Annotated in this window: 19 protein-coding genes; 11 read left to right on the top strand and 8 right to left on the bottom strand. The window is 62.6% G+C overall.

Translation table 11 applies throughout. From position 1 onward, the window contains the following. Positions 1-48: 48 nt before the first annotated feature. From ACN0TK_RS03195 to cydX, 3 genes are read left to right on the top strand one after another with little or no spacing between them, the layout of a single operon-like run. The gene (locus ACN0TK_RS03195; protein ID WP_417307993.1) at positions 49-1,584 is read left to right on the top strand and encodes a cytochrome ubiquinol oxidase subunit I; all 1,536 of its coding nucleotides are present in this window, start codon (positions 49-51) and stop codon (positions 1,582-1,584) included. Positions 1,585-1,593: 9 nt separating this feature from the next. Continuing rightward, complete coding sequence (gene cydB, locus ACN0TK_RS03190; protein WP_417307992.1) at positions 1,594-2,742, top strand: cytochrome d ubiquinol oxidase subunit II; 1,149 nt, start codon at positions 1,594-1,596, stop codon at positions 2,740-2,742. A 12-nt stretch (positions 2,743-2,754) separates the two neighbouring features. After that, positions 2,755-2,865, top strand: coding sequence for a cytochrome bd-I oxidase subunit CydX (cydX, locus tag ACN0TK_RS03185; RefSeq protein ID WP_417307991.1), 111 nt, complete (start codon positions 2,755-2,757; stop codon positions 2,863-2,865). 18 nt (positions 2,866-2,883) lie between these two features. Here cydX and ACN0TK_RS03180 read toward each other — a convergent pair whose 3' ends face one another. The 3 genes from ACN0TK_RS03180 to ACN0TK_RS03170 all read right to left on the bottom strand — a co-directional run bounded on the left by ACN0TK_RS03180 (position 2,884) and on the right by ACN0TK_RS03170 (position 4,396). Beyond that, positions 2,884-3,192, bottom strand: coding sequence for a SelT/SelW/SelH family protein (locus tag ACN0TK_RS03180; protein ID WP_417307990.1), 309 nt, complete (start codon positions 3,190-3,192; stop codon positions 2,884-2,886). Next, positions 3,189-3,623, bottom strand: coding sequence for a Crp/Fnr family transcriptional regulator (locus ACN0TK_RS03175; RefSeq protein ID WP_417307989.1), 435 nt, complete (start codon positions 3,621-3,623; stop codon positions 3,189-3,191). Before ACN0TK_RS03175 ends, ACN0TK_RS03180 begins: the two co-directional genes overlap by 4 nt. Positions 3,624-3,778: 155 nt before the next feature. Further along, positions 3,779-4,396 (bottom strand): DUF1236 domain-containing protein, encoded by a 618-nt coding sequence (locus ACN0TK_RS03170; RefSeq protein WP_417307988.1) that lies wholly within the window; start codon positions 4,394-4,396, stop codon positions 3,779-3,781. A gap of 111 nt (positions 4,397-4,507) precedes the next feature. Here ACN0TK_RS03170 and ACN0TK_RS03165 point away from each other — a divergent pair, with 111 nt between their 5' ends. Beyond that, entirely contained in the window at positions 4,508-5,512 is a 1,005-nt protein-coding gene (locus ACN0TK_RS03165) for a DUF1624 domain-containing protein (RefSeq protein ID WP_417307987.1), read from the top strand. Here the strand turns inward: ACN0TK_RS03165 and gnd are convergent. Next, a complete protein-coding gene (gene gnd / locus ACN0TK_RS03160) occupies positions 5,509-6,489 on the bottom strand; it encodes a phosphogluconate dehydrogenase (NAD(+)-dependent, decarboxylating) (RefSeq protein WP_417307986.1) in 981 nt (326 codons plus the stop codon). The two genes, ACN0TK_RS03165 and gnd, sit on opposite strands and share 4 nt — an antisense overlap. 65 nt (positions 6,490-6,554) lie before the next feature. On the opposite strand from gnd, the gene ACN0TK_RS03155 reads away from it, so the two are divergent. From ACN0TK_RS03155 to ACN0TK_RS03140, 4 genes are all read left to right on the top strand, one after another. Then, complete coding sequence (locus ACN0TK_RS03155; protein WP_417307985.1) at positions 6,555-7,427, top strand: NAD-dependent epimerase/dehydratase family protein; 873 nt, start codon at positions 6,555-6,557, stop codon at positions 7,425-7,427. A 207-nt stretch (positions 7,428-7,634) separates the two neighbouring features. Beyond that, the gene (locus ACN0TK_RS03150) at positions 7,635-7,982 is read left to right on the top strand and encodes a hypothetical protein (RefSeq protein ID WP_417307984.1); all 348 of its coding nucleotides are present in this window, start codon (positions 7,635-7,637) and stop codon (positions 7,980-7,982) included. Between the two features lie 345 nt (positions 7,983-8,327). Continuing rightward, positions 8,328-8,852, top strand: a complete 525-nt coding sequence (locus tag ACN0TK_RS03145; RefSeq protein ID WP_417307983.1) for a sterol desaturase family protein — start codon at positions 8,328-8,330, stop codon at positions 8,850-8,852. Positions 8,853-9,044: 192 nt separating this feature from the next. Beyond that, positions 9,045-9,482, top strand: coding sequence for an FKBP-type peptidyl-prolyl cis-trans isomerase (locus ACN0TK_RS03140; RefSeq protein WP_417307982.1), 438 nt, complete (start codon positions 9,045-9,047; stop codon positions 9,480-9,482). A gap of 699 nt (positions 9,483-10,181) precedes the next feature. Here the strand turns inward: ACN0TK_RS03140 and ACN0TK_RS03135 are convergent. The 4 genes from ACN0TK_RS03135 to lepA form a co-directional block, all read right to left on the bottom strand. Continuing rightward, a complete protein-coding gene (locus ACN0TK_RS03135; RefSeq protein ID WP_417307981.1) occupies positions 10,182-10,913 on the bottom strand; it encodes a hypothetical protein in 732 nt (243 codons plus the stop codon). A gap of 118 nt (positions 10,914-11,031) precedes the next feature. Continuing rightward, positions 11,032-13,851, bottom strand: coding sequence for a helicase-related protein (locus tag ACN0TK_RS03130; protein WP_417307980.1), 2,820 nt, complete (start codon positions 13,849-13,851; stop codon positions 11,032-11,034). After that, positions 13,769-14,806, bottom strand: coding sequence for a hypothetical protein (locus tag ACN0TK_RS03125; RefSeq protein ID WP_417307979.1), 1,038 nt, complete (start codon positions 14,804-14,806; stop codon positions 13,769-13,771). Before ACN0TK_RS03125 ends, ACN0TK_RS03130 begins: the two co-directional genes overlap by 83 nt. A 151-nt stretch (positions 14,807-14,957) precedes the next feature. Continuing rightward, a complete protein-coding gene (gene lepA / locus ACN0TK_RS03120) occupies positions 14,958-16,763 on the bottom strand; it encodes a translation elongation factor 4 (RefSeq protein ID WP_417307978.1) in 1,806 nt (601 codons plus the stop codon). A 206-nt stretch (positions 16,764-16,969) separates the two neighbouring features. Between lepA and ACN0TK_RS03115 the strand changes: the two genes are divergently transcribed. From ACN0TK_RS03115 to ACN0TK_RS03105, 3 genes are all read left to right on the top strand, one after another. Further along, complete coding sequence (locus tag ACN0TK_RS03115; protein ID WP_417307977.1) at positions 16,970-17,443, top strand: hypothetical protein; 474 nt, start codon at positions 16,970-16,972, stop codon at positions 17,441-17,443. A 76-nt stretch (positions 17,444-17,519) separates the two neighbouring features. Then, the gene (locus ACN0TK_RS03110) at positions 17,520-18,104 is read left to right on the top strand and encodes a YdcF family protein (RefSeq protein ID WP_417307976.1); all 585 of its coding nucleotides are present in this window, start codon (positions 17,520-17,522) and stop codon (positions 18,102-18,104) included. Beyond that, positions 18,094-19,062 (top strand): hypothetical protein, encoded by a 969-nt coding sequence (locus ACN0TK_RS03105; RefSeq protein ID WP_417307975.1) that lies wholly within the window; start codon positions 18,094-18,096, stop codon positions 19,060-19,062. Before ACN0TK_RS03110 ends, ACN0TK_RS03105 begins: the two co-directional genes overlap by 11 nt. The last annotated feature ends 151 nt before the right edge of the window (positions 19,063-19,213 follow it).

The raw sequence follows: 19,213 nt of genomic DNA, 5'->3' as shown, positions 1-19,213 counted from the left end.
GGAGGCTCGACCACCTTGATTGATCAATTCGTCGTGGATCTGTCGCGGATGCAATTTGCAGCCACCGCGATGTATCATTTCATATTCATCCCGCTGACCCTTGGCCTCTCCTTCGTGATGGCCATCATGGAAAGCGTCTACGTGATGACCGGCCGGCGCGTCTGGCGTCAGGCCACCCTGTTCTGGGGCGTGCTCTTTGGCATCAATTTCGCCATGGGTGTCGCCACCGGTATCGTGATGGAATTCCAGTTCGGCATGAACTGGAGCTATTACAGCCACTATGTCGGCGACGTCTTCGGGGCGCCGCTCGCCATCGAGGGCCTGATGGCCTTCTTCCTTGAAGCGACCTTCATCGGCCTGTTCTTCTTCGGGTGGGACCGCCTGAAGCCGACCGCCCACCTGATGGTGACCTGGCTGACGGCCCTCGGTGCCAATTTCTCGGCGCTGTGGATCCTGATCGCCAATGGCTGGATGCAGAACCCGGTGGGCGCCGCCTTCAACCCCGACACCATGCGCATGGAAGTCACCGACTTCATGGCGGTGCTGTTCAACCCGGTGGCACAGGCCAAGTTCGTTCACACCGTCTCGGCCGGCTACGTGACCGGCTCGGTCTTCGTGCTGGCCATTTCGGCGCTGTTCCTGCTCCAGGGGCGTCACGCCGAACTCGCCAAGCGCTCGATGGTCGTGGCCGCCAGCTTCGGCCTCGCTGCGGCGCTGTCGGTCGTCGTTCTGGGTGACGAGTCGGGCTATGTCGCGACCGAGCACCAGAAGATGAAGATCGCCGCCATGGAGGCGATGTATGAAACCGAACCCGCACCTGCCGGCCTGACGCTCTTCGCCATTCCCGGCGACGACGGGCGGCCGACATTTGAGGTGAAGTTCCCCTTCATCCTCGGGCTCATCACCACGCGCTCGCTGGATCGGGACCTGCCCGGCATCACCGAGCTCACCGAGCATGCGGCGACACGCATCGCCAACGGTATCGTCGCCTACAATGCCCTGGAGACGCTGAAGACCGACCGGACCAATGCCGCGGCCCGTGCGACCTTCGACGAAACCAAGGCCGATCTGGGCTACGCCCTGCTACTCAAGCGCTATCGCGAGGATGTCGAGAACGCGACCGGCGAGGAAATCACCCAGGCGGCACTCGACACCGTGCCTGATGTCTGGCCGCTCTTCTGGAGCTTCCGCATCATGGTCGGGGTGGGCCTGTTCTACATCGCTTTCTTCGCGCTGTGGTTCTTCAAGGCCTCGCGTCATCAGCTCGACAACAGCCGCTGGCTGCTCTGGGCTGCTGTCGTCACCCTGCCGCTGCCCTGGGTTGCTGCGGAGCTGGGCTGGCTCGTTGCCGAGTACGGCCGTCAGCCCTGGGTGGTGGAGGGCGTTCTGCCGACCTTCTATGCGGCTTCGGGCCTGGGTGTGTGGGATCTCATCATCTCGCTGACCTTCTTCGTCGCCGTCTACACCATCCTGTTGATCATCATGGTCTGGTTGATGGTTCGCATCATCAAGGCAGGGCCGTCGGACAAGATGACCGTCGGTCTGCCGGGTGAGCCCGAACCCGTCGCCCAGCCGGCCGAATAGGAGGCCCTTATGAGTGCAATCCCTCTCGACTACGAAGTCCTGCGCCTGATCTGGTGGGCCCTGCTCGGCATTCTGCTGATCGGTTTCGCCATCATGGGCGGCATGGATCTGGGCGTTGGTGCCCTGCTGCCCGCAGTGGCACGCAACGATGAGGAGCGGCGCGTGCTGCTCAACCTCATCGGCCCGACCTGGGAAGGTAACCAGGTCTGGCTGATCCTCGGCGGCGGTGCCATTTTCGCCGCCTGGCCGGCGCTCTATGCGGTGAGCTTTTCGGGCTTTTACATCGCCATGATTGCCATCCTGCTGGCGTTGATCCTCAGGCCCGTGGGCTTCAAGTTCCGCGGCAAGGTCAACGATCCACGCTGGCGTTCGGCCTGGGACTGGGGGCTGTTCATCGGCGGCTTCGTGCCGGCGGTGGTCTTCGGTGTGGCGGTCGGCAACGTCTTCCTCGGTGCGCCTTTCCGTCTCGATGATACGATGCGGCCCTTCTACGAGGGTAACTTCTTCGGCCTGCTGACCCCGTTTGCGCTGCTGGCCGGCTTTGTCAGCCTCGCCATGCTGCTCACCCAGGGGGCGACTGTGATCGCTGCCCGCACCGAGGGGGTGATCGCCGAACGGGCCCGCACCTACGGGCGCTGGTCGGCTCTGGCCACCATCGTGCTCTTCGTGCTCGGCGGTATCGTCGCGCTGTTCATGCTCGACGGCTACAGCGTCGCCAGCGTGCAGGAGATGGCAGGTCCCTCGAACCCGCTGGGCAAGACGGTCGTCCGCGTTGCCGGCGGCTGGGGTGCCAACCACGCGACCTGGCCGATCACATGGGCGGTGCCGATCCTTGCCGTCCTCGGCTCGCTGGTTGCCTGGTGGGGTCTCGGTGCCAAGGCGAAAGTGCTGGCGATCCTCGGCTCGAGCCTCGCGATCTTCGGCATCATCGCCACAGCAGGGCTGTCGCTGTTTCCCTTCCTGCTGCCCTCGTCAATCGATCCGGCCTCGAGCCTGACGGTTTGGGATGCCTCGTCGAGCCAGATGACGCTGTTCATCATGCTTGGGGCGACCATCGTCTTCCTGCCGATCGTCCTGTTCTACACGACCTGGGTCTACCGCGTCATGCGCGGGCCGGTGACCACCGAGACTCTGGGCCGCAACCCCAACGCTTACTAGGAGCAATCGAAGATGTGGTACTTTTCGTGGATCCTCGGGGTCAGCCTCGCCTGTGCCTTCGGCGTGCTCAACGCCATGTGGTACGAGCTGCGCGATGATATCCGGATCAAACGGGTCGACTGAATGATGAAGCGGCGGGCGTCAGTCCGCCGCTTCCCGTTTTGCGGGCCGGTCGAGATGACCCAGGTCACGGTCCGGGTCGACGACGTCGCGCACCAGTTGCTTGATCTGCCGGGCGTCCGGGAAGCCGCCATCGCGCTTGCGCTCCCAGACCAGCTGTCCGTCCATCGTGATTTCAAATATGCCCCCGGTGCCGGGGATCAGCGTCACTTCGCCCAGTTCGGTGCCGAAGGTGGACAATGTCTCCTGGGCCATCCAGGCGGCGCGCAACAGCCAGTTGCATTGGGTGCAATAGGTGATGGCGAGCCGGGGCTTGCCGGCTGCGCTCATATCTGCGGGTCCGACCAGGACGAGAACACCGTACTCGGCAGCACCATCGGTTCCGGTTCGGGCGCATCGCCGGCACGGGCTTCGACCAGTTGCGCTGTCGTGGCATTGACGCGCTGCGCCAAGAGCCGCGCAATCTGCATCAACCAGCTTGGATGCGACTGCAGTACCTTGAGGGCATCGTCGATGACGAAGATCTGCACATCGGTCACCGCCCGCACAGTGGCGGAATGCGGCTTGTCGAGCAGCACCGACATTTCACCGAAAATCGAGCCTGGCTGCCGGGTGCTGGAGACATAGGCGCCGTCGCGCAGCACCTCGATCTCCCCTTCCTTGAGCACGATCAGGCTGCCCGAGCGCGCACCCTGTCGCATCAGCTCGGCGCCTGTCGGGTAGAAATCGAAACGCAACCAGTCCTGATTGTCTTCGCTCATCTGCGGTCCCCGATCCAAGAGTTGGACGCGATGGTAGCCGACCGGGCCGGCGGCTGCCTAGCGGCAATGAAAAGGGTCGTCCAGATGGGGGCATCCGGACGACCCTCCATCCGGTGATCGGGCGCGACCACCGGCAGGGAAAGGCTAATTGGGGGTTAGCCGATCCACACCACAGTGCGGCTGTAGCCATCGATGATCACCGGGCGATCATTGATGTAGGCATAGCTGAAACCGCTATCGGGAATGGGCTGGACAGTGACGTCGTTATCGAGCGTAACGCCGACAGTCAGATCGCCGTTCCATGCGAAGGAATCGACGCGATTGTCCTGGGCATAGGTCACCGACGACTGCGGCAGCGCATAGCCCGGCGACTGGACGATCTCGCGATTGGTCGTGTCGACGATCCACACGCGGTTGTCCGCATAGATATAGCCGTACTGCGCGTCACCCTCGATCGGGTGGATCACCACGTCATTGCCGACCGTGTAGCCAATGCCGATATCGGCATCCAGATAGATCGGATCGACCGGGTTGTTGCCGGCATAGGCAACGGAGTCCGCAGACACGGCGGCTTCACCGCCAATGACTGCGCCGGCCCAGCCGCCGATGATGGCGCCGACTGGGCCACCGAGCAGGAAGCCGATGGTGCCGCCGGTCGCGCCGCCTGCGGTGACGCCGACGGTGGCCTCGGCCGTATTGTCACTCTGGGCGAGAGCGGGAGCGGCGACGCTGATGGATGCAAGAGCGACGCCGAGGATGAGAAATTTACGCATGGGATATGGTCTTTCGTTGAAGGTCTTCTTGGGAGCCCCATGGCGCAGGCAACGCTTGAGTGCGGCACCTGTTCCACTATTGTGCGCCGCATCGAGCCCAGGGACCGCGACGTGACCGATTCTCCCCACCGGCCCCAGCGGCTGCCATTGATCGACGTGCTGCGGGGTCTAGCGATTGTCGCGATGGTGATCTTCCACATCGGCTGGGATTTCTATTATTTCGGCATCTGGACGGTCGATGTGACCCGCGATACCGGCTGGGTGGTATTCCAGAAATCCATCCTCTCGAGCTTCCTGCTGCTTGCCGGCATGGGGCTGGTGCTGGCTCATGGCCATCACATCCGCTGGTGGAATTTCTGGCGCCGCGAGGCCTTTCTGGTGGCCGGTGCGCTGGTGACCACCGCCGGGACCTACTGGATGTTCCCGGAGTATTTCGTCTTCTTCGGCGTGCTGCACGCCATCGCCCTGTTCTCGCTGTTAGGACTGGTACTGCTGCGGCTGCCGCATTGGGCGCTGCTGGGCCTGGGCGCCGCCTGGGTCGCCGTGTCCTTCACCTACACCGATCCAGTCTTCACCAGCCGCGAACTGGGCTGGATCGGCTTCTGGCCGGTTTCGCCCGAGACCAGCGACGTCGTGCCGCTGTTTCCATGGTTCGGTGTGTTCGTCCTTGGCATGGGCGCCATGCGCCTGCTCGTGGCATCACCGGCGGCGATGGAAGTGCTGGGCCGGCCAATGGAGGCGCCGGTCTGGCGGATCCTGCGCTGGATGGGTCGGTGGAGCCTGCCGATCTATCTGCTGCACCAGCCGCTGATGATCGGCGCGCTCAACCTGGTGCTGTTGCTGCAGCCCACCCCGCCGCTGGTGCCGGACGTGCCCAATCCGTCGCTGAGCTTTCTGCAAAGCTGCCAGCGCAGCTGCACCGAAGGTGGCACCGATGGCGCCATCTGTATCAACTATTGCGACTGCGCGCTCGAGCAGGTGATCTCCGGCGACTTGTGGGACGCCGTGAATGCGGTCACCCGCACCGAGGAACAGGAGATCGAGATCAACGCCATGGCGCGGTTGTGCACGGCCATGACAGCCGTGGCACAACCCCCGCCGCAGAGCCGGCCCTAAGCCTTTTTCTCGGTATGACCGCCGAAACCGAGCCGCATCGCCGATAGCGTCTTTTCGGCGAAATTGGTGGTCTGGCGCGAGCGGAACCGCGTGTACAGCGCCGCCGTCAGCACTTCGGCCGGCACCGCCTGTTCCACCGCCGCTTCGACTGTCCACCGGCCTTCGCCGGAATCCTCGACATAGCCGGAGAACTTTTCGAGCTCGGGATCCTGCGCCAGCGCCGAAGCGCTCAGATCGAGCAGCCAGGAGGTGATGACGCTGCCGCGCCGCCAGACTTCGGCGATGTCGGCGACGTTGAGATCCATCCGCTCGTCGGGCGGCAGGGTCTCCGAATTCTTGCTTTCGAGAATATGGAAGCCTTCAGCATAGGCCTGCATCATGCCGTATTCGATGCCGTTGTGCACCATCTTGACGTAATGGCCCGCGCCGGCCGGCCCGGCATGGATATAGCCCTGCTCGGCGCGCGGATCGGCATCCGCATTGCGGATCGTGCGTTCGATCTCACCAAGACCGGGGGCCAGCGTTGCAAAGATCGGGTCGAGGTGGCGCACCGCATCGGCGTCGCCGCCGATCATCAGGCAATAGCCACGCTCCAGCCCCCACACACCACCAGAGGTGCCGACGTCGAGGTAATGAATGCCGGACTTCTTCAGTTCGGCGGCGCGCCGGATGTCATCCTTGTAGTAGCTGTTGCCGCCATCGATGATCATGTCGCCTTCGCCAAGGCACGAACCGAGATGCGCCACGGTCCCTTCGGTGATCTTGCCGGCGGGCAGCATGACCCAGATGGCGCGCGGCGATTCCGTCAGCCCGCCGACCAGGCTTTCGAGCGTATCGGCAGGGCGCGCGCCATCGGCTTCGAGCTCCGCACGCGCCGCCGCGTCGATGTCGTAGACCACGCAATCATGCCCGGCCTGCATCAGCCGTCGCGCGATATTTCCGCCCATTCGGCCGAGGCCAACAATTCCAATCTGCATCTGCGTCTCTCCGTTTTCTGAGCGGTGGTCAGGTGTTATACGCGATCGCGACAGGAGGACATAGCATGCGAATTATTGTGACCGGCGCGGCCGGCAATCTGGGCAGCAAGCTGCGCGCCCACCTCGAAGCCGCCGACTGGTGCGAGGCCATCACCGGGATCGACGTGGTGCCGTTCACCACCGGCCCCAAGACCACCGCGGTCGTCGCCGATCTTTCCGACGCCGCCGACAGCCGCTGGCGCGAGCCGGTTGCCGCGGCCGACGGCATTGTCCACTACGCCTCCGCCAATCCGGCGCCAACCTCGACCTGGGACGAGAGCGCCAAGAGCTTCGACATGACCGCCAATCTGCTCGAAAACGCCGGTGGCGGCACCAGGCCCTGCCGCTTTGTCTTTGCCTCGTCGAACCACGCCATGGGCGGCTACAAGGACGCGCCGATCCCCGGCGACGGCAAGCTGCGTATGCAGACTCCGCAGATGAGCGGCACGCGCTATTTCACCCCCGACGGCTATCGCTGGGGCAGCGCCTATGGCGCGACCAAGATGCTGGGCGAGCGCGAGTGCATCGCCCGCGCCAATGCCACCGACGGCCGCATCACTGCCGTCGCGACCCGTATCGGCTGGTGCCAGGCCGGCGCCAACCAGGCCGTGACCCTGACCGGTGGCGGTGGCGGCGATGTGGGGGAGACGGACCGGACAGCGCAGGCTGTGAACCTTAAGTGGTTCCGCAACATGTGGCTGTCCGATCCCGATCATCTGCGCCTGATGGAAGCCGCGCTGCGCGCCGGCACCGACACCTGGCCCGGCCCGGCCGTGGTGGTCAACGGCATGTCGAACAACACCGGCATGGCCTGGGACCTCGAGGAAGCTGCCCGCTGGATTGGCTACGAGCCTCACGATGACGTGTGGGCCGATCTGAAGGCCGCCGGCAAAGTCTAAGCCGCCCTGCTGGCAGAGCTTTTCGCTGCGGGCGCCTATGCGTGCCCGCGGCCTCACTCCCCGTCTGAGCGTCCCGACCGGAGCGCCTTTCGGCTCAATAGGCCTACTCGGCACGTATTCGTGCCGGGTTTGTGGCCGTTTCGTGTTAACCGTGTGGTGCTTGCGCGCATTACCGCGCGTCGGTCTGACACGATCGGACATGATTTCATGAATATTCCTCAATGGGTGAAGCCGGGCCTGATGGGCGCGGCTGTTGGCGCTATTGCAATTTCCATCTTCGGATTTGGCTTCAGTGGCTGGATGACGGGCGGCTCCGCCACCGAACTTGCGAACGAAACTGCCGAGACGGCCGTCGTTGACGCCCTCACCCCCTATTGCCTGAACCGTGCCACCGCGCCCGGGTCGGCCGCGACGATGGCCGAATTCAACGAAGCCACGTCCTATGCCCGCCGCGGCGTCGTGGAAAAGGCCGGCTGGGCGACCCCGATGGGCGCCGACTCGCCGAACCGGGCCCTGGCCCAGGCCTGCCAGCTCGAGCTCGCCGCTCTGAACTGATCTCGACCAGACGCCGGCGGCGCGCGTTCCCAAGGCAGGGATGCGCGCCGAAGAACACTTCCCAAAGAGACCTTTCACCAAAAGCACCCGGCTCGCCGCTCAATCCAAGGCCATCATATTCCGACGCACTGCTGCGGGGATAAGTAGCGCCGTATGCGGGGGGCAATCCGCGCGACACGCTCTGGCCTTGCCTCCCCTGTGGCGCGGGCTTCGGTGTATGCGGCAGGATGGTCACGTTTTGCCGCGCAACAGCCCCAGATCGTGCCCGCACTGTGGAATCCGCCGCAATTCGGCGCTAGCCTATGGTCAGGGCAGACGAAAATGCCGACCAGAGGAATCGCGACAATGGACGTTCTATCCGTGTTGGTGCCGCTTGTGATCGTTGTGGGCACCGTGGCTTTCATGGAGTTCTTCGCCTGGTGGACGCATAAATACATCATGCATGGCGAACTGGGCTGGGGCTGGCACAAGTCCCACCACGAGCCGCATGAGCCGGGGCTGGAGAAGAACGACCTCTATGCCGTGATCTTCGCCGTCTTCGCCGTTGGCCTGTTCGCCGCCGGCAGCCTGTTGTGGGCGCCGCTGTGGTGGGTGGCGGTGGGGATCACCGTTTATGGCGTGCTCTATTTCATCGCCCATGACGGGCTGGTGCACCAGCGCTGGCCGTTCAAGTATATTCCGCGCAAGGGCTACCTGAAGCGGCTCTACCAGGCGCACCGGCTGCACCATGCGGTGGACGGCAAGGATGGCTGCGTCAGCTTCGGTTTCATCTATGCCCCGCCGGTCGACGAACTGGTGAAGGAGCTCGACCGGACCAAGGCCCAGCGCGCCCCGGCGGCCCGCAATGACGACATGACCGCCGCGCCGTAACCCGGCATTTAGGGCGCTTCTGCAGGCCCCGTCGCCCGGAAAATCCGGGCCCTGCGGTTTACATCGCGGTTTCGGCTCCTACATTAGGGGTTCGCGCCCGTGAGCCAAAATGTGCCGCGCGGCTGATTGAAGACGCACCGCGGCGCCTCGCGGCGGGCCGTCAAAATGCAGAGAATTCCGAAAGGCACTGTCATGACCAAGGCCAGCACTGGCGACACCGTTCGCATCAATTACACCGGCCGCCTCACCGACGGCACCCAGTTCGACAGCTCCGCCGGCCGCGAGCCGCTGCAGTTCACCCTCGGCGCCGGCCAGGTGATCCCCGGGCTCGACCAGCACCTCGAAGGCATGGAGACCGGCGAAAAGAGCACCGTCACCATCCCGCCCGAGGCCGCCTATGGCCCGCGCCGCGAAGAGGCGATCCAGACCATCGACCGCTCCGGCGTCCCGGCCGAGCTCGACCTCAAGGTCGGCGCCCAGCTGCAGGCCCGCACGGCCGATGGCCAGGTGATGCCGATCACCGTGGTCGATTTCGACGACAAGAGCGTCAAGCTCGACACCAACCACCCGCTCGCCGGCCATGAACTGGTCTTCGACGTCGAGCTGGTCGACGTGGTGAAGGCGGCGTAAGCCGCGCCTCACCGAGGTTTTGAAAGGCCGGTGCCCGATGGGTGCCGGCCTTTTTCGTGTGCACCCCACGCACCCCCAACCCGGCAGGCGAAAGCCCGTCGGGGTACGCGGCAGGTCAGGCGGTGCCGGCGAGGCTTGGCCTCGTGCGGTCGTCCGCAAAAGTGGTGAAGCCTCGCCTCACCGGCACGACCGGGATTTTTGGCCTATGGCGCATGAGGTGGGGTGCATCCCCTGCCGCATCGCGAGGCTGCTGGGGAGCGCGACAACCGGGATTACCCCGTCGTTGCCGGCCCGTCCGGCCGCTCTTGGGGAGCGGCATGCAACCCTCGGGAGGCGCCCCAGGCATCCTCCCTCGCGTCGATAGCGGCTTGACCGGCGAACCGGCCCGTCCCGAGACGCTTTCCGCCCGGACGGGGACGACTCCCCGCCCACCCGGCGCCCCGCCACAACCGTTCGTATCGATCCGCCCAATGCGGTGAGGCGGGACCAGTATGCGCCGGGTTTTGCGGGCGGGGATAAGTGGGTGTTCTGCGGCCTTGCACGGTGTCATCCCGGCCCCCGAGCCGGGATTCAGCTTGAGATGGGACAGCACGTGCAGAGAGGGTGGAAAGACCTCGGGATGGGCCCCGGCGCGGAGGCCGGGGTGACATCGAGTGTGCAGTGCGCTCCACTCTTCAAATAGGAGGCCGGTGCAACCCCTTAGTCACCCGCACCGGCCTCCGCTTCATTGGCGCTGAGCGCCGCCTTGCGGGCCTCCCAGCGGGCGCGCTGGATCCGCTGCCATTCGCCGGGCTCCGAGCCGATGGGCATCAGGTGCGATGGCGGCGTCGCCGTGCCATAGAGCCGCTTCAACTCGCGCTTCCGCGTCGCCTTGTCGTCGCCGCCGTGCCGCAGCAGGCTGTTCCACACCCGCTCGGCATATTCGGCCGCGGGCGGCAGGCCCTCCTTGGCGTGGCGATAACCCTGGTCATACCCGGCGGCATAGCGCGCCATGACCAGCCGGGTCAGTTGCTGACGCGCCGCGCTGGCCTTGTCGTCTGCCGCCGCCCCCGGCCCGGTCGCGACCCCGGGCGGCTTGAGCCGCGTCACCGGCAGCACCGGCCCCGCGACGTGCCACACCACGCATTTGGCTTTTTGCGAATAGCCCAAATGCGCCGCCTCGAAGGCCTCGAGCCCGGCGGCCAGCTGCCCGAGCCCCACGCTCAACCCGCCGAGCGAGCCGAACGCCCGCCCCGCCCAGCGTTTCACCTCGCGCCCGAGAATTTTCCGCGCCTCGCGAAACAGCACCTGCGCCACATCCCGCGTCGCGACGGGGATCGGCGCCTCGGGGGTCTTGGCGGCCGCGCGCTCGACCTGTTTCAGCAGGGCCGTGACGCGGGGAGTGAGCGCCTCATGCGCGCGGGCGGTTTCGGGGATGAGAGGTGGGGTCATGGTTGGGTCCTCGCGAGGGATTGTGCTGGGGCGAGGATAGGGGTGGGGGAGTGGGGGAGTGGGGGAGTGGGGGAGTGGGGGAGTGGGGTGGGGATAAGCTCTCGTCTGACTGCGGAACCTAGTCCAGTTGTACGATACCTACTGGGAAGATGCCGCCAGCGTGCCTTGTAATTTCCGAAAGCGCTGCGACCCGAGTCTCGATGCGGTCGAGAACTGCCTCAATCCGATCCATTCGATCCTTTGGATCACTGGCCTCAATCAACCCAGTACGTTGAACTCTCTCAAAAAGAGTTCGAAGACGTGAGTTGTCCACTTCGATGTGCCCACTCTGATCCCGTGACGCGGCCACCAAATCGGCTCCCCGATGCTGGCCTTGCTCATTCTGAAAGTGAATGAGCATTGCCGCAATCAGTAGGTGCTCCTCCCCCGCTGCGATTGCGCCGAACCCACCTCCGAATTCTGGGCGGGTTACTGACGTAACGAGATAGGAAACAAAGGTAGATGAAAAATCTAGCAATATACGGCCGGATGAACCTGTCCTATTTGTGCGCACCTCAACGGAAGTCCGGTTGGCGAACTCAGAGAAGCGTCCGCGAAGCCGCTCAGGTAATCGAAGATCAAAACGCTCCACATTGTCAAACTCATTCACTTCTATATTTAGCAATGCCGCAGCACGCTTAATAAATAATGCAAGGTCGCGCGTAGTAAAGGCTCCTAGCCGTTGCCAGCTGTTTCCGTCTAGAGTTGAAATGTTTGCTAGGATGTCATCTTGAAGACGCTTGGAATCGCGTGCTCGTTGAATGGCATCATCAACTCTCTGGGCCGTTCGTTCAACGCCGCCACTTCTAGCTTCCTCGAGTAGATCGTTAATGTCTAGACGGTCGAGAAGATCTCCCAGAACTTCCGAATGGTGCCGTTCATCGTACTCGGCACTTACGGGTCCCATCTGCCTGACGACGGCCTCTAGTCGCTCGAGAACTGTAGTTAGTACCTGGTTGTCGATAGTATCTTTAGAAGCAATATTAATAACAACAACCTTCTCTTTCTGGCCATATCTGTAAAGCCGACCTATCCTCTGCTGCAACCGTGCCGGATTCCATGGGAGGTCGTAATTCACTAGTACGTGACAGTGCCGTTGTAAGTTGAGGCCTTCCCCTCCTGCTTCAGTAGAAATAAGTATTTGTGTATTGGCGTCAAAATCGGAGATCGCGGCTTGTTTTTCGTCCACGGTCATCCCGCCATGTATTAATGCTGATCTCCGATCAAGTTCTCTTTCTATGCGGTCCTGTATATAAGATTGCGTTGCACGATACTCTGTGAATATGAGCACCTTTCTGTGCTGAGCTACGACGAGGTCGGCTATCAGCTTTTCAAGCTCAAGAATTTTGCGGTCGGCCGAAATGCTCGCTCGGGCTTGCGAGAGTACGGCGTCTAGGTCTCTTAGTTCGTCTTCAAAGAAGAGACCCGTCGCCCCCTCAATGTTGGCGTCCGCCAGGTCGTCGTTGTCTTCCTCAATCTCGAATTGAGCCTCTACGTCGAGTTCTATTGTCGAAGGACCGCTCGGTATTTCCCCAAGCAGGCGTTGCTTCCGCTTGGTCATGGCTACCAAAAGCGCCCATACCGAAGAAGAAGCTAGCTTGCGGTAAATCGTCATGACAAAGCCGATTGCTCTACCGGAACGCCCACCAATGCTGTCACCAGCACGGTAGCCACGCCGAAGGTAAAGGCTCAATCTTCGCTCGAGTTCGATCGTCTCCGGGCTATTGGGAATTTCGGCGCGGCGAACCAGAACGCCTTGGAAGATGAAGTGACCCTCGGCATCGACCACGTCAATCTTGCGGTTGCGCAGAACGATATCTGCAACAACAGACGGGTCCCCCTCAATGTCCTCAATTGCTTCTCCGAGATCCGGCCTCGCAAGCTTAAGTAGGTTTTGAAAGCGCCCAACATCTCCTTGGTGCGGTGTTCCCGTCAGAAGCAAAACTGAATCCGAGCGCTCTCGAAGCGCTTTCGCTAACTTGTACCGTAGTGTCGTCCGGCCGGTTGCATCCCGAGACAGCCGATGTGCCTCATCAAAGATCACAACGTCCCATTTACCAGCTGCGAGTATCGAGCCAAACCGAGTAGAGAAATCACTGCCGTCGTCATCATTTGTTCGGGGCTTTGCGAGGTCCAGGGATACGATAACCCTCTCGTAGAGGCCCCACTCATTCGGCCGTTCGACGTCGAAATCTCGTCCAAATATGCGAAATAGCCGATTAAACTTCGTCAGCATTTCATCTTTCCACTGACGGGTCAGGCCAGACGGAACAATAATCAGTATACGGCGGATGTTCTGCCTTCGCTCGAGCGCTCCCAGGAGTAATCCGACCTCAATCGTCTTTCCGAGGCCAACGTCATCGGCTATCAGCCAGTTTGTATTACCGGAACTAAGTATGCGATGGACAAGTGTGATTTGGTGCGGAAGTGGGTCGACGTCTAGGCGATCCAGAGCTCCCGTCGACTCGTTCCAAGTGCGAAGAGCATGTGCCATCAGGTTGAGGGCTGTCCGCTCGCCGCTGTCTCGAAATTTCATTTCACCGCGAACATATTGGAGTTTCGGATCCATTATTCGCGCAAGCCGCTCATATGGAATCCAACGTGTGTCGCCGGTCGCGTGAAACTGGACAGATACTTGTTCAAGGGAAGAGATGGTTCGCACTGCTATTGCGGTGCCTACCCCTAACGTCTTGCGAGATGCTGACAGGGGAACATCCTGCACGATAAATCCGGGCTGTATCCCGCAAGAGAAGTCGTCCAAGCCTAGAGCGCGGTGTGGCAGATCAGGTCCAAACTCCACGCGAACCTGATTGTCACTAAGATGTTGTACTACGCGACCCAAATGACCTGTGGAGGTTTCTTTCACCCAGCAGTCCAGTACCGGCTTTAAGGTTTCCACGTCCTCTCCTAACATAATCAAAGTGACTTCTTGATTCTTGACAGGTGCCAATCACATCGGTTGGTCCCCATCGCAACCCAATGGCATGGGAAAAACGTCTGGCTGATATAGAAAGTGAAGGCAGTCGGACATCCGTCCACTCAGTTCTATAACTTTGAAGCTCAGGCTCGAGATAGCCGAGGCTCGCGGAGAACAATCGCCACTCGATAAAGTCTAAATACGACCAGTACAGCGGCTCCCCGAAAGACAGCGCCAGCCATTCGCGATGCCAGTCTTCATCAATTGCATCAACGAGCTCTCCGCCGTTGCAGAGCTCCGCCAATCGTACCGCGCGCTTCCATGACAACATCGCCGCAGGGTCATGATATGGCGCAGGTTGACGCGCCCGGAAGGACCGTCGCGCTGCTAGCTTTGGGGTATCCAGAAACTCGATGCGGAACGCGCAGCCGTTTCGCATTGAATCCGCATCAACACCCGAAACGGCCATGTCTGAAAGTGCTTTAAAGGTCTGCTGAAGGGGAAAGGCCGCAAAGACTTCATGAAAGAAGGAAGCCAAACGCTGACGTCGGCGCTGTTCCGGAATATCTAGCAGCTGTACGAGCCAGCGGCTTCTTCGCTCGGCCAATGAACGACCAAGAGGTGCATCATCAAGGATAAAGGGGTTGCTAGATAAGTCTGGGTCAAACCAAGGAAGGGCAGACTGCGCTCCCCAGTCAACTGGGGGCACGTCAGAGGCAACAGGAGATGCGCCAATGTACCAGAAGTCACTCGGCGGGGGCGATCCGGATGGCTCCGCCGAGGGGGGCTCCGACGGGGCAGGATCAGGTTGCCAGAAATCGTGGAGTGCATCGGACAGCACATCGATGCGACGTTCACACTCGGCAATTGGATTCCAATAGTCAGTCGGTGATAGTCGTTTCCGCTCAGTGTCCTTTCCAGAATTAAGAGCATCCATGGCCCAAGCTCCCCCTTAGGGAGAAGCTAGTTCCATTATGTTCTAAGCGCTAGGTGGAATTCTCCATTACATAGGTAGAAAGCCCTCGAGTCGACAGCCGTGAAGTCGCAAAGAGCCTTCGCGCCGACAAATTACAGAAAAGGACGGGAGCCTACTCGTCACCCATCTTCAGCGCCTTGATGAAGGCTTCCTGCGGGATCTCGACGTTGCCGTATTGCCGCATCTTGGCTTTGCCCTTTTTCTGCTTTTCGAGCAGCTTGCGCTTACGGGTGGCATCGCCGCCATAGCATTTTGCCGTCACGTCCTTGCGCATGGCGCGCACGGTTTCGCGGGCGATGATCTTGCCGCCGATGGCCGCCTGGATGGGAATGACGAACAGATGCGGCGGGATCAGATCCTTGAGCTTTTCGCACATCAGCCGGCCGCGGCCCTCGGCCACGGTGCGGTGCACCAGCATAGATAGCGCGTCGACCGGCTCGGAATTGACCAGCACCGACAGCTTCACCAGGTCGCCATCGCGATAATCGGCCAGCTGATAATCGAAACTGGCATAGCCCTTCGACATGGATTTCAGCCGGTCGTAGAAATCGAACACCACCTCGTTGAGCGGCAGGTCATATTCCACCATGGCGCGCTGGCCGACATAGGTGAGGTTGCGCTGAATGCCGCGGCGATCCTGGCAGAGCTTCAGGATCGAGCCGAGATATTCGTCGGGCGTCAGAATGGTCGCCTTGATCCACGGCTCGGCGATATGATCGATCTTGACCACATCCGGCAGGTCGGCCGGATTGTGCAGCTGCAGCGTCTCGCCATTGGTCAGATGCACATCGTAGACCACCGAAGGCGCCGTGGCGATGAGATCGAGATCGAACTCGCGGCTGAGCCGCTCCTGGATGATTTCGAGATGCAGCAGGCCCAGAAAGCCGCAGCGGAAGCCGAAGCCGAGCGCCGCCGAGGTCTCCATTTCATAGGAAAAACTCGCATCGTTGAGCCGCAGCTTGCCCATGGCGGCGCGCAGCTCGTCGAAATCGGAAGCATCGACCGGGAACAGCCCGCAGAACACCACCGGCTGCGCCGGGCGGAAGCCGGGGAGAGCGTTCGCGGTGGGCTTTTTGTCCTCGGTGATGGTGTCGCCGACATTGGTATCGGCCACTTCCTTGATCGAGGCGGTGAAAACGCCGAGCTCGCCCGGCGTGAGCTCGGGCACTTCGACGAGCTTTGGGGTCTGCACCGCGACGCGATCGAGCTCATAGACGGCGCCCGAGGCCATCATGCGGATCTTCTGGCCCTTCTTCATCACCCCGTCGATGATGCGGACGAGGACGACGACGCCCAGATAGGTGTCGTACCAGCTGTCGACGAGCAACGCCTTGAGCGGCGCCGTGATATCGCCCTTGGGCGCCGGCAGCCGGGTGACGATCGCCTCGAGCACCTTGTCGACGCCCATGCCGGTCTTGGCCGAGATCTCGACCGAATCCGAGGCATCGATGCCGATTACATCCTCGATCTGCGCCTTGACCCGCTCGACATCGGCGGCCGGCAGATCGACCTTGTTGAGCACCGGCACCAGCTCGTGATTGGCCTCGATGGCGTGGTAGACATTGGCCAGCGTCTGCGCCTCGACGCCCTGCGATGCATCGACCACCAGCAGCGAGCCCTCGACGGCCGCCATGGAGCGCGAGACCTCATAGGCGAAATCGACATGGCCGGGCGTGTCGATGAGGTTGAGCACATAGGTCTCGCCATCGGCGGCCTTGTAGTGCAGCCGCACGGTCTGCGCCTTGATGGTGATGCCGCGCTCGCGCTCGATCTCCATCGAGTCGAGCACCTGAGCCTTCATCTCCCGCACCTCGAGCCCACCGGTCATCTGGATCAGCCGGTCGGCCAGCGTCGACTTGCCGTGGTCGATGTGCGCGACGATGGAGAAATTGCGAATATGGTCGAGTGAGACGGTCATGTGCGGCTGATAGCAGGGTTCTGACGGGTCGCAAAGGTGGTTTACGCGCGGTAAACACGTGCCTGCGTTCTGCGCATGGCGGCGTGGCCGGGTCGGTGCCGGCGGGGAGGGGCGAGGTGTGGCTTTGGTGCGCCGCCCGCCCCAGATTTGCCACGGCAATGACGTTGATCTGTCGCCGGCCGGCGCGGCGCCGCGAGGAGATATCGATGCTGAGACTGTGTGCGGTGATGCTGGCCCTGCTGGTGCCGGGGGCGGCGCTGGCCGCCGACTGGCAATATGAGGGCGGCGCCATCCCCATCGCCTATGTCGATGATGGCGCGGCGCAGCTGCATTTCGCCTGCCGCGGCGGCGATCTCGCCATGGGCTACTGGGTCCGCGCCCCGCACCGCGACGTCGCCGGCGGCAGCACGATGAGCGTGGCGCTCACCCCCGATCCGCCCGGCGGCAGCACGTTTTTCGCCCAGGACATGCCGCTGATCCACGCCGATGGCAGCTCGGTGATCGTGCGCGGGCCGGTGACCCAGCAATGGGCCAAGCTGGCAATGCAAGCGAAAACCGCCATGCGCGTCGCCTATGCCCGCCAGACCGCCGCGGGCAAGCTCGACTATCTCGACAGCCACGAGTTCGGCGCCAGCGGCTCCGCCGCCGCGATCAGAAAGGTCCTCGCCATCTGCGGGTGACGAGCCGCCGCGCCGGGCTTGAGTTCGGGCTGCGGCGCAGACTATGTAGGGCGATATTTTGTGAGTATTGCCCGCCATGTTGCCTCTCGATGCCCGTGCCAGGCGTCTGATCACGGAACTGGTGTTCCCGCCGGCGGCGCCGGCGCGTGCCGACTACACCATCGTGCTCGGCATGACCCTGTGGAAGAATCCGCTGGCCGCCGCCCTCCAGCTTCATGACCAGCAGATTGCGGGCAAACTGATCTTCACCGGCGGATACAATGCGCGGATCGGCCGCCCCGAGGCTATGGCGATGGCCGAGGCGGCGCTGGCGCATGGCGTGCCGCCGGATAGGGTGCTGTGCGAGCCGCGCGCCCGCCATACGGGCGAGAACATCGCCTTCAGCTGGGCGATGGTGGCAGCGCTGCCGTATCGCGTGGAGGCCGTCAATGTCGTGGGGATCTCCTATCATGTGACGCGTGCGTTGATCACCGCGCGCACGGTGGTCCCGGACACGGTGGCGTTGGGCCATCAAGGCTACCCGAGTCAGTATTTCGGACCCGACGACTGGCATTTGACGGCGCGCGGCCGCCGTGACGTGCTGGGCGAAGTCGCAAAGCTCGGTCGCTACTTTCCCCATGCGCTCCCACCCGAGCTCAGGGAGCAACGTTGTGCCTCGTGATCCGGCAAGCCCGATGTGGGTCGTCACCTCCTATTTCAATCCGACCGGGTCGCGGAACCGGCTGGAGAACTACCGCGCCTTTCGCCGCAATCTCGCGGCGCCGCTGTTGACGGTGGAGCTTTCCGCGCCCGGCAGCCGGCAGTTGGGTGAAGATGATGCCGAGATCCTGCTGAGCCGCGATGGAGAGCCGTTCATCTGGCAGAAGGAGCGGTTGATCAATATCGGGATCGCCGCCCTGCCGGCGCATGTGGAATTCGTCGCCTGGGTCGACTGCGACGTGATCTTCTCGCGCCACGATTGGCTGCAAAGCGCCATCTCGGCATTGCAACAGGACGGCGGACTTTTGCACCTGTTCCGCGAGGTGGTGCACTTGCCCCCCGGGGACGCCTCAGGCTGGACGGCCGAGACTGCGCGGCAGGCTTCGGCGCTGCTGCGCGAGCCGTCGCTTGGACTTGCGGCGGGCGAAGGGCGCGGGGCAGAGGCGCTGCGGGCCTGCTACGATCCAGCGAGCCGACGCGCGCATGGCAACGTTTCTGCCACCGGCATGGCGCTGGCGGCACGGCGAAAGAGTCTCGAAGACGGCCTCTACGATGCGGCAATCGTCGGTGGCGGCGATGCGATCATGATGTGCGCGGCGCTCGGCCTGCTCGACGAGGGTTTTATTCATCGTCAGGCCAATCCGTTCGAATTCGCCTGTATCGTGGACTGGGCGGAACGCGCTCGGCGTGCTGGCCTGTTTGCGCCGTTCCGGGCGATCGAGCAGACGGCCTATCACATGTGGCATGGCGATTTGCGCAACCGCAAGTATGGCAAGCGCCATCACATCACTGCGGCCGCCGGCTTCGACCCGCGCCGCCACCTGCGCCGCGCCGAAAACGGCACCTGGTCCTGGGCAGAGGGGCAGGACGCCCTTGCGCAGGGCGTCCGCGACTACTTCATTGGGCGGCGGGAGGGGTAGCGCGGGTCTCAACCAAGCGTGATACGACGGGCCCGCCCCGAGATTTCCGGACAGTCGATCGAGGTCCGATGCGATTGCGCCATGGCTGCCCGGGTCAAGCCCGGGCATGACGACTGATAAATTGTTGATCGGAGCCGATCTCGCATGGCCC

The organism is Devosia sp. (assembly GCF_048261455.1).
GTDB lineage: Bacteria > Pseudomonadota > Alphaproteobacteria > Rhizobiales > Devosiaceae > Devosia_A.
Note: the sequence above shows the minus strand (reverse complement) of the source record. Positions and strands in the feature narration are given on the sequence as shown.

Excerpts from the sequence above, each read along its gene's own strand:
- cydB (WP_417307992.1), top strand. The coding sequence starts at position 1,594 with ATGAGTGCAATCCCTCTCGACTACGAAGTCCTGCGCCTGATCTGGTGG.
- cydX (WP_417307991.1), top strand. The coding sequence starts at position 2,755 with ATGTGGTACTTTTCGTGGATCCTCGGGGTCAGCCTCGCCTGTGCCTTC.
- ACN0TK_RS03175 (WP_417307989.1), bottom strand. The coding sequence starts at position 3,623 with ATGAGCGAAGACAATCAGGACTGGTTGCGTTTCGATTTCTACCCGACA.
- gnd (WP_417307986.1), bottom strand. The coding sequence starts at position 6,489 with ATGCAGATTGGAATTGTTGGCCTCGGCCGAATGGGCGGAAATATCGCG.
- lepA (WP_417307978.1), bottom strand. The coding sequence starts at position 16,763 with ATGACCGTCTCACTCGACCATATTCGCAATTTCTCCATCGTCGCGCAC.
- ACN0TK_RS03145 (WP_417307983.1), top strand. The coding sequence starts at position 8,328 with ATGGACGTTCTATCCGTGTTGGTGCCGCTTGTGATCGTTGTGGGCACC.
- ACN0TK_RS03180 (WP_417307990.1), bottom strand. The coding sequence starts at position 3,192 with ATGAGCGCAGCCGGCAAGCCCCGGCTCGCCATCACCTATTGCACCCAA.
- ACN0TK_RS03135 (WP_417307981.1), bottom strand. The coding sequence starts at position 10,913 with ATGACCCCACCTCTCATCCCCGAAACCGCCCGCGCGCATGAGGCGCTC.
- ACN0TK_RS03110 (WP_417307976.1), top strand. The coding sequence starts at position 17,520 with ATGTTGCCTCTCGATGCCCGTGCCAGGCGTCTGATCACGGAACTGGTG.
- ACN0TK_RS03115 (WP_417307977.1), top strand. The coding sequence starts at position 16,970 with ATGCTGAGACTGTGTGCGGTGATGCTGGCCCTGCTGGTGCCGGGGGCG.
- ACN0TK_RS03140 (WP_417307982.1), top strand. The coding sequence starts at position 9,045 with ATGACCAAGGCCAGCACTGGCGACACCGTTCGCATCAATTACACCGGC.
- ACN0TK_RS03170 (WP_417307988.1), bottom strand. The coding sequence starts at position 4,396 with ATGCGTAAATTTCTCATCCTCGGCGTCGCTCTTGCATCCATCAGCGTC.
- ACN0TK_RS03155 (WP_417307985.1), top strand. The coding sequence starts at position 6,555 with ATGCGAATTATTGTGACCGGCGCGGCCGGCAATCTGGGCAGCAAGCTG.
- ACN0TK_RS03195 (WP_417307993.1), top strand. The coding sequence starts at position 49 with ATGCAATTTGCAGCCACCGCGATGTATCATTTCATATTCATCCCGCTG.
- ACN0TK_RS03125 (WP_417307979.1), bottom strand. The coding sequence starts at position 14,806 with ATGGATGCTCTTAATTCTGGAAAGGACACTGAGCGGAAACGACTATCA.
- ACN0TK_RS03150 (WP_417307984.1), top strand. The coding sequence starts at position 7,635 with ATGAATATTCCTCAATGGGTGAAGCCGGGCCTGATGGGCGCGGCTGTT.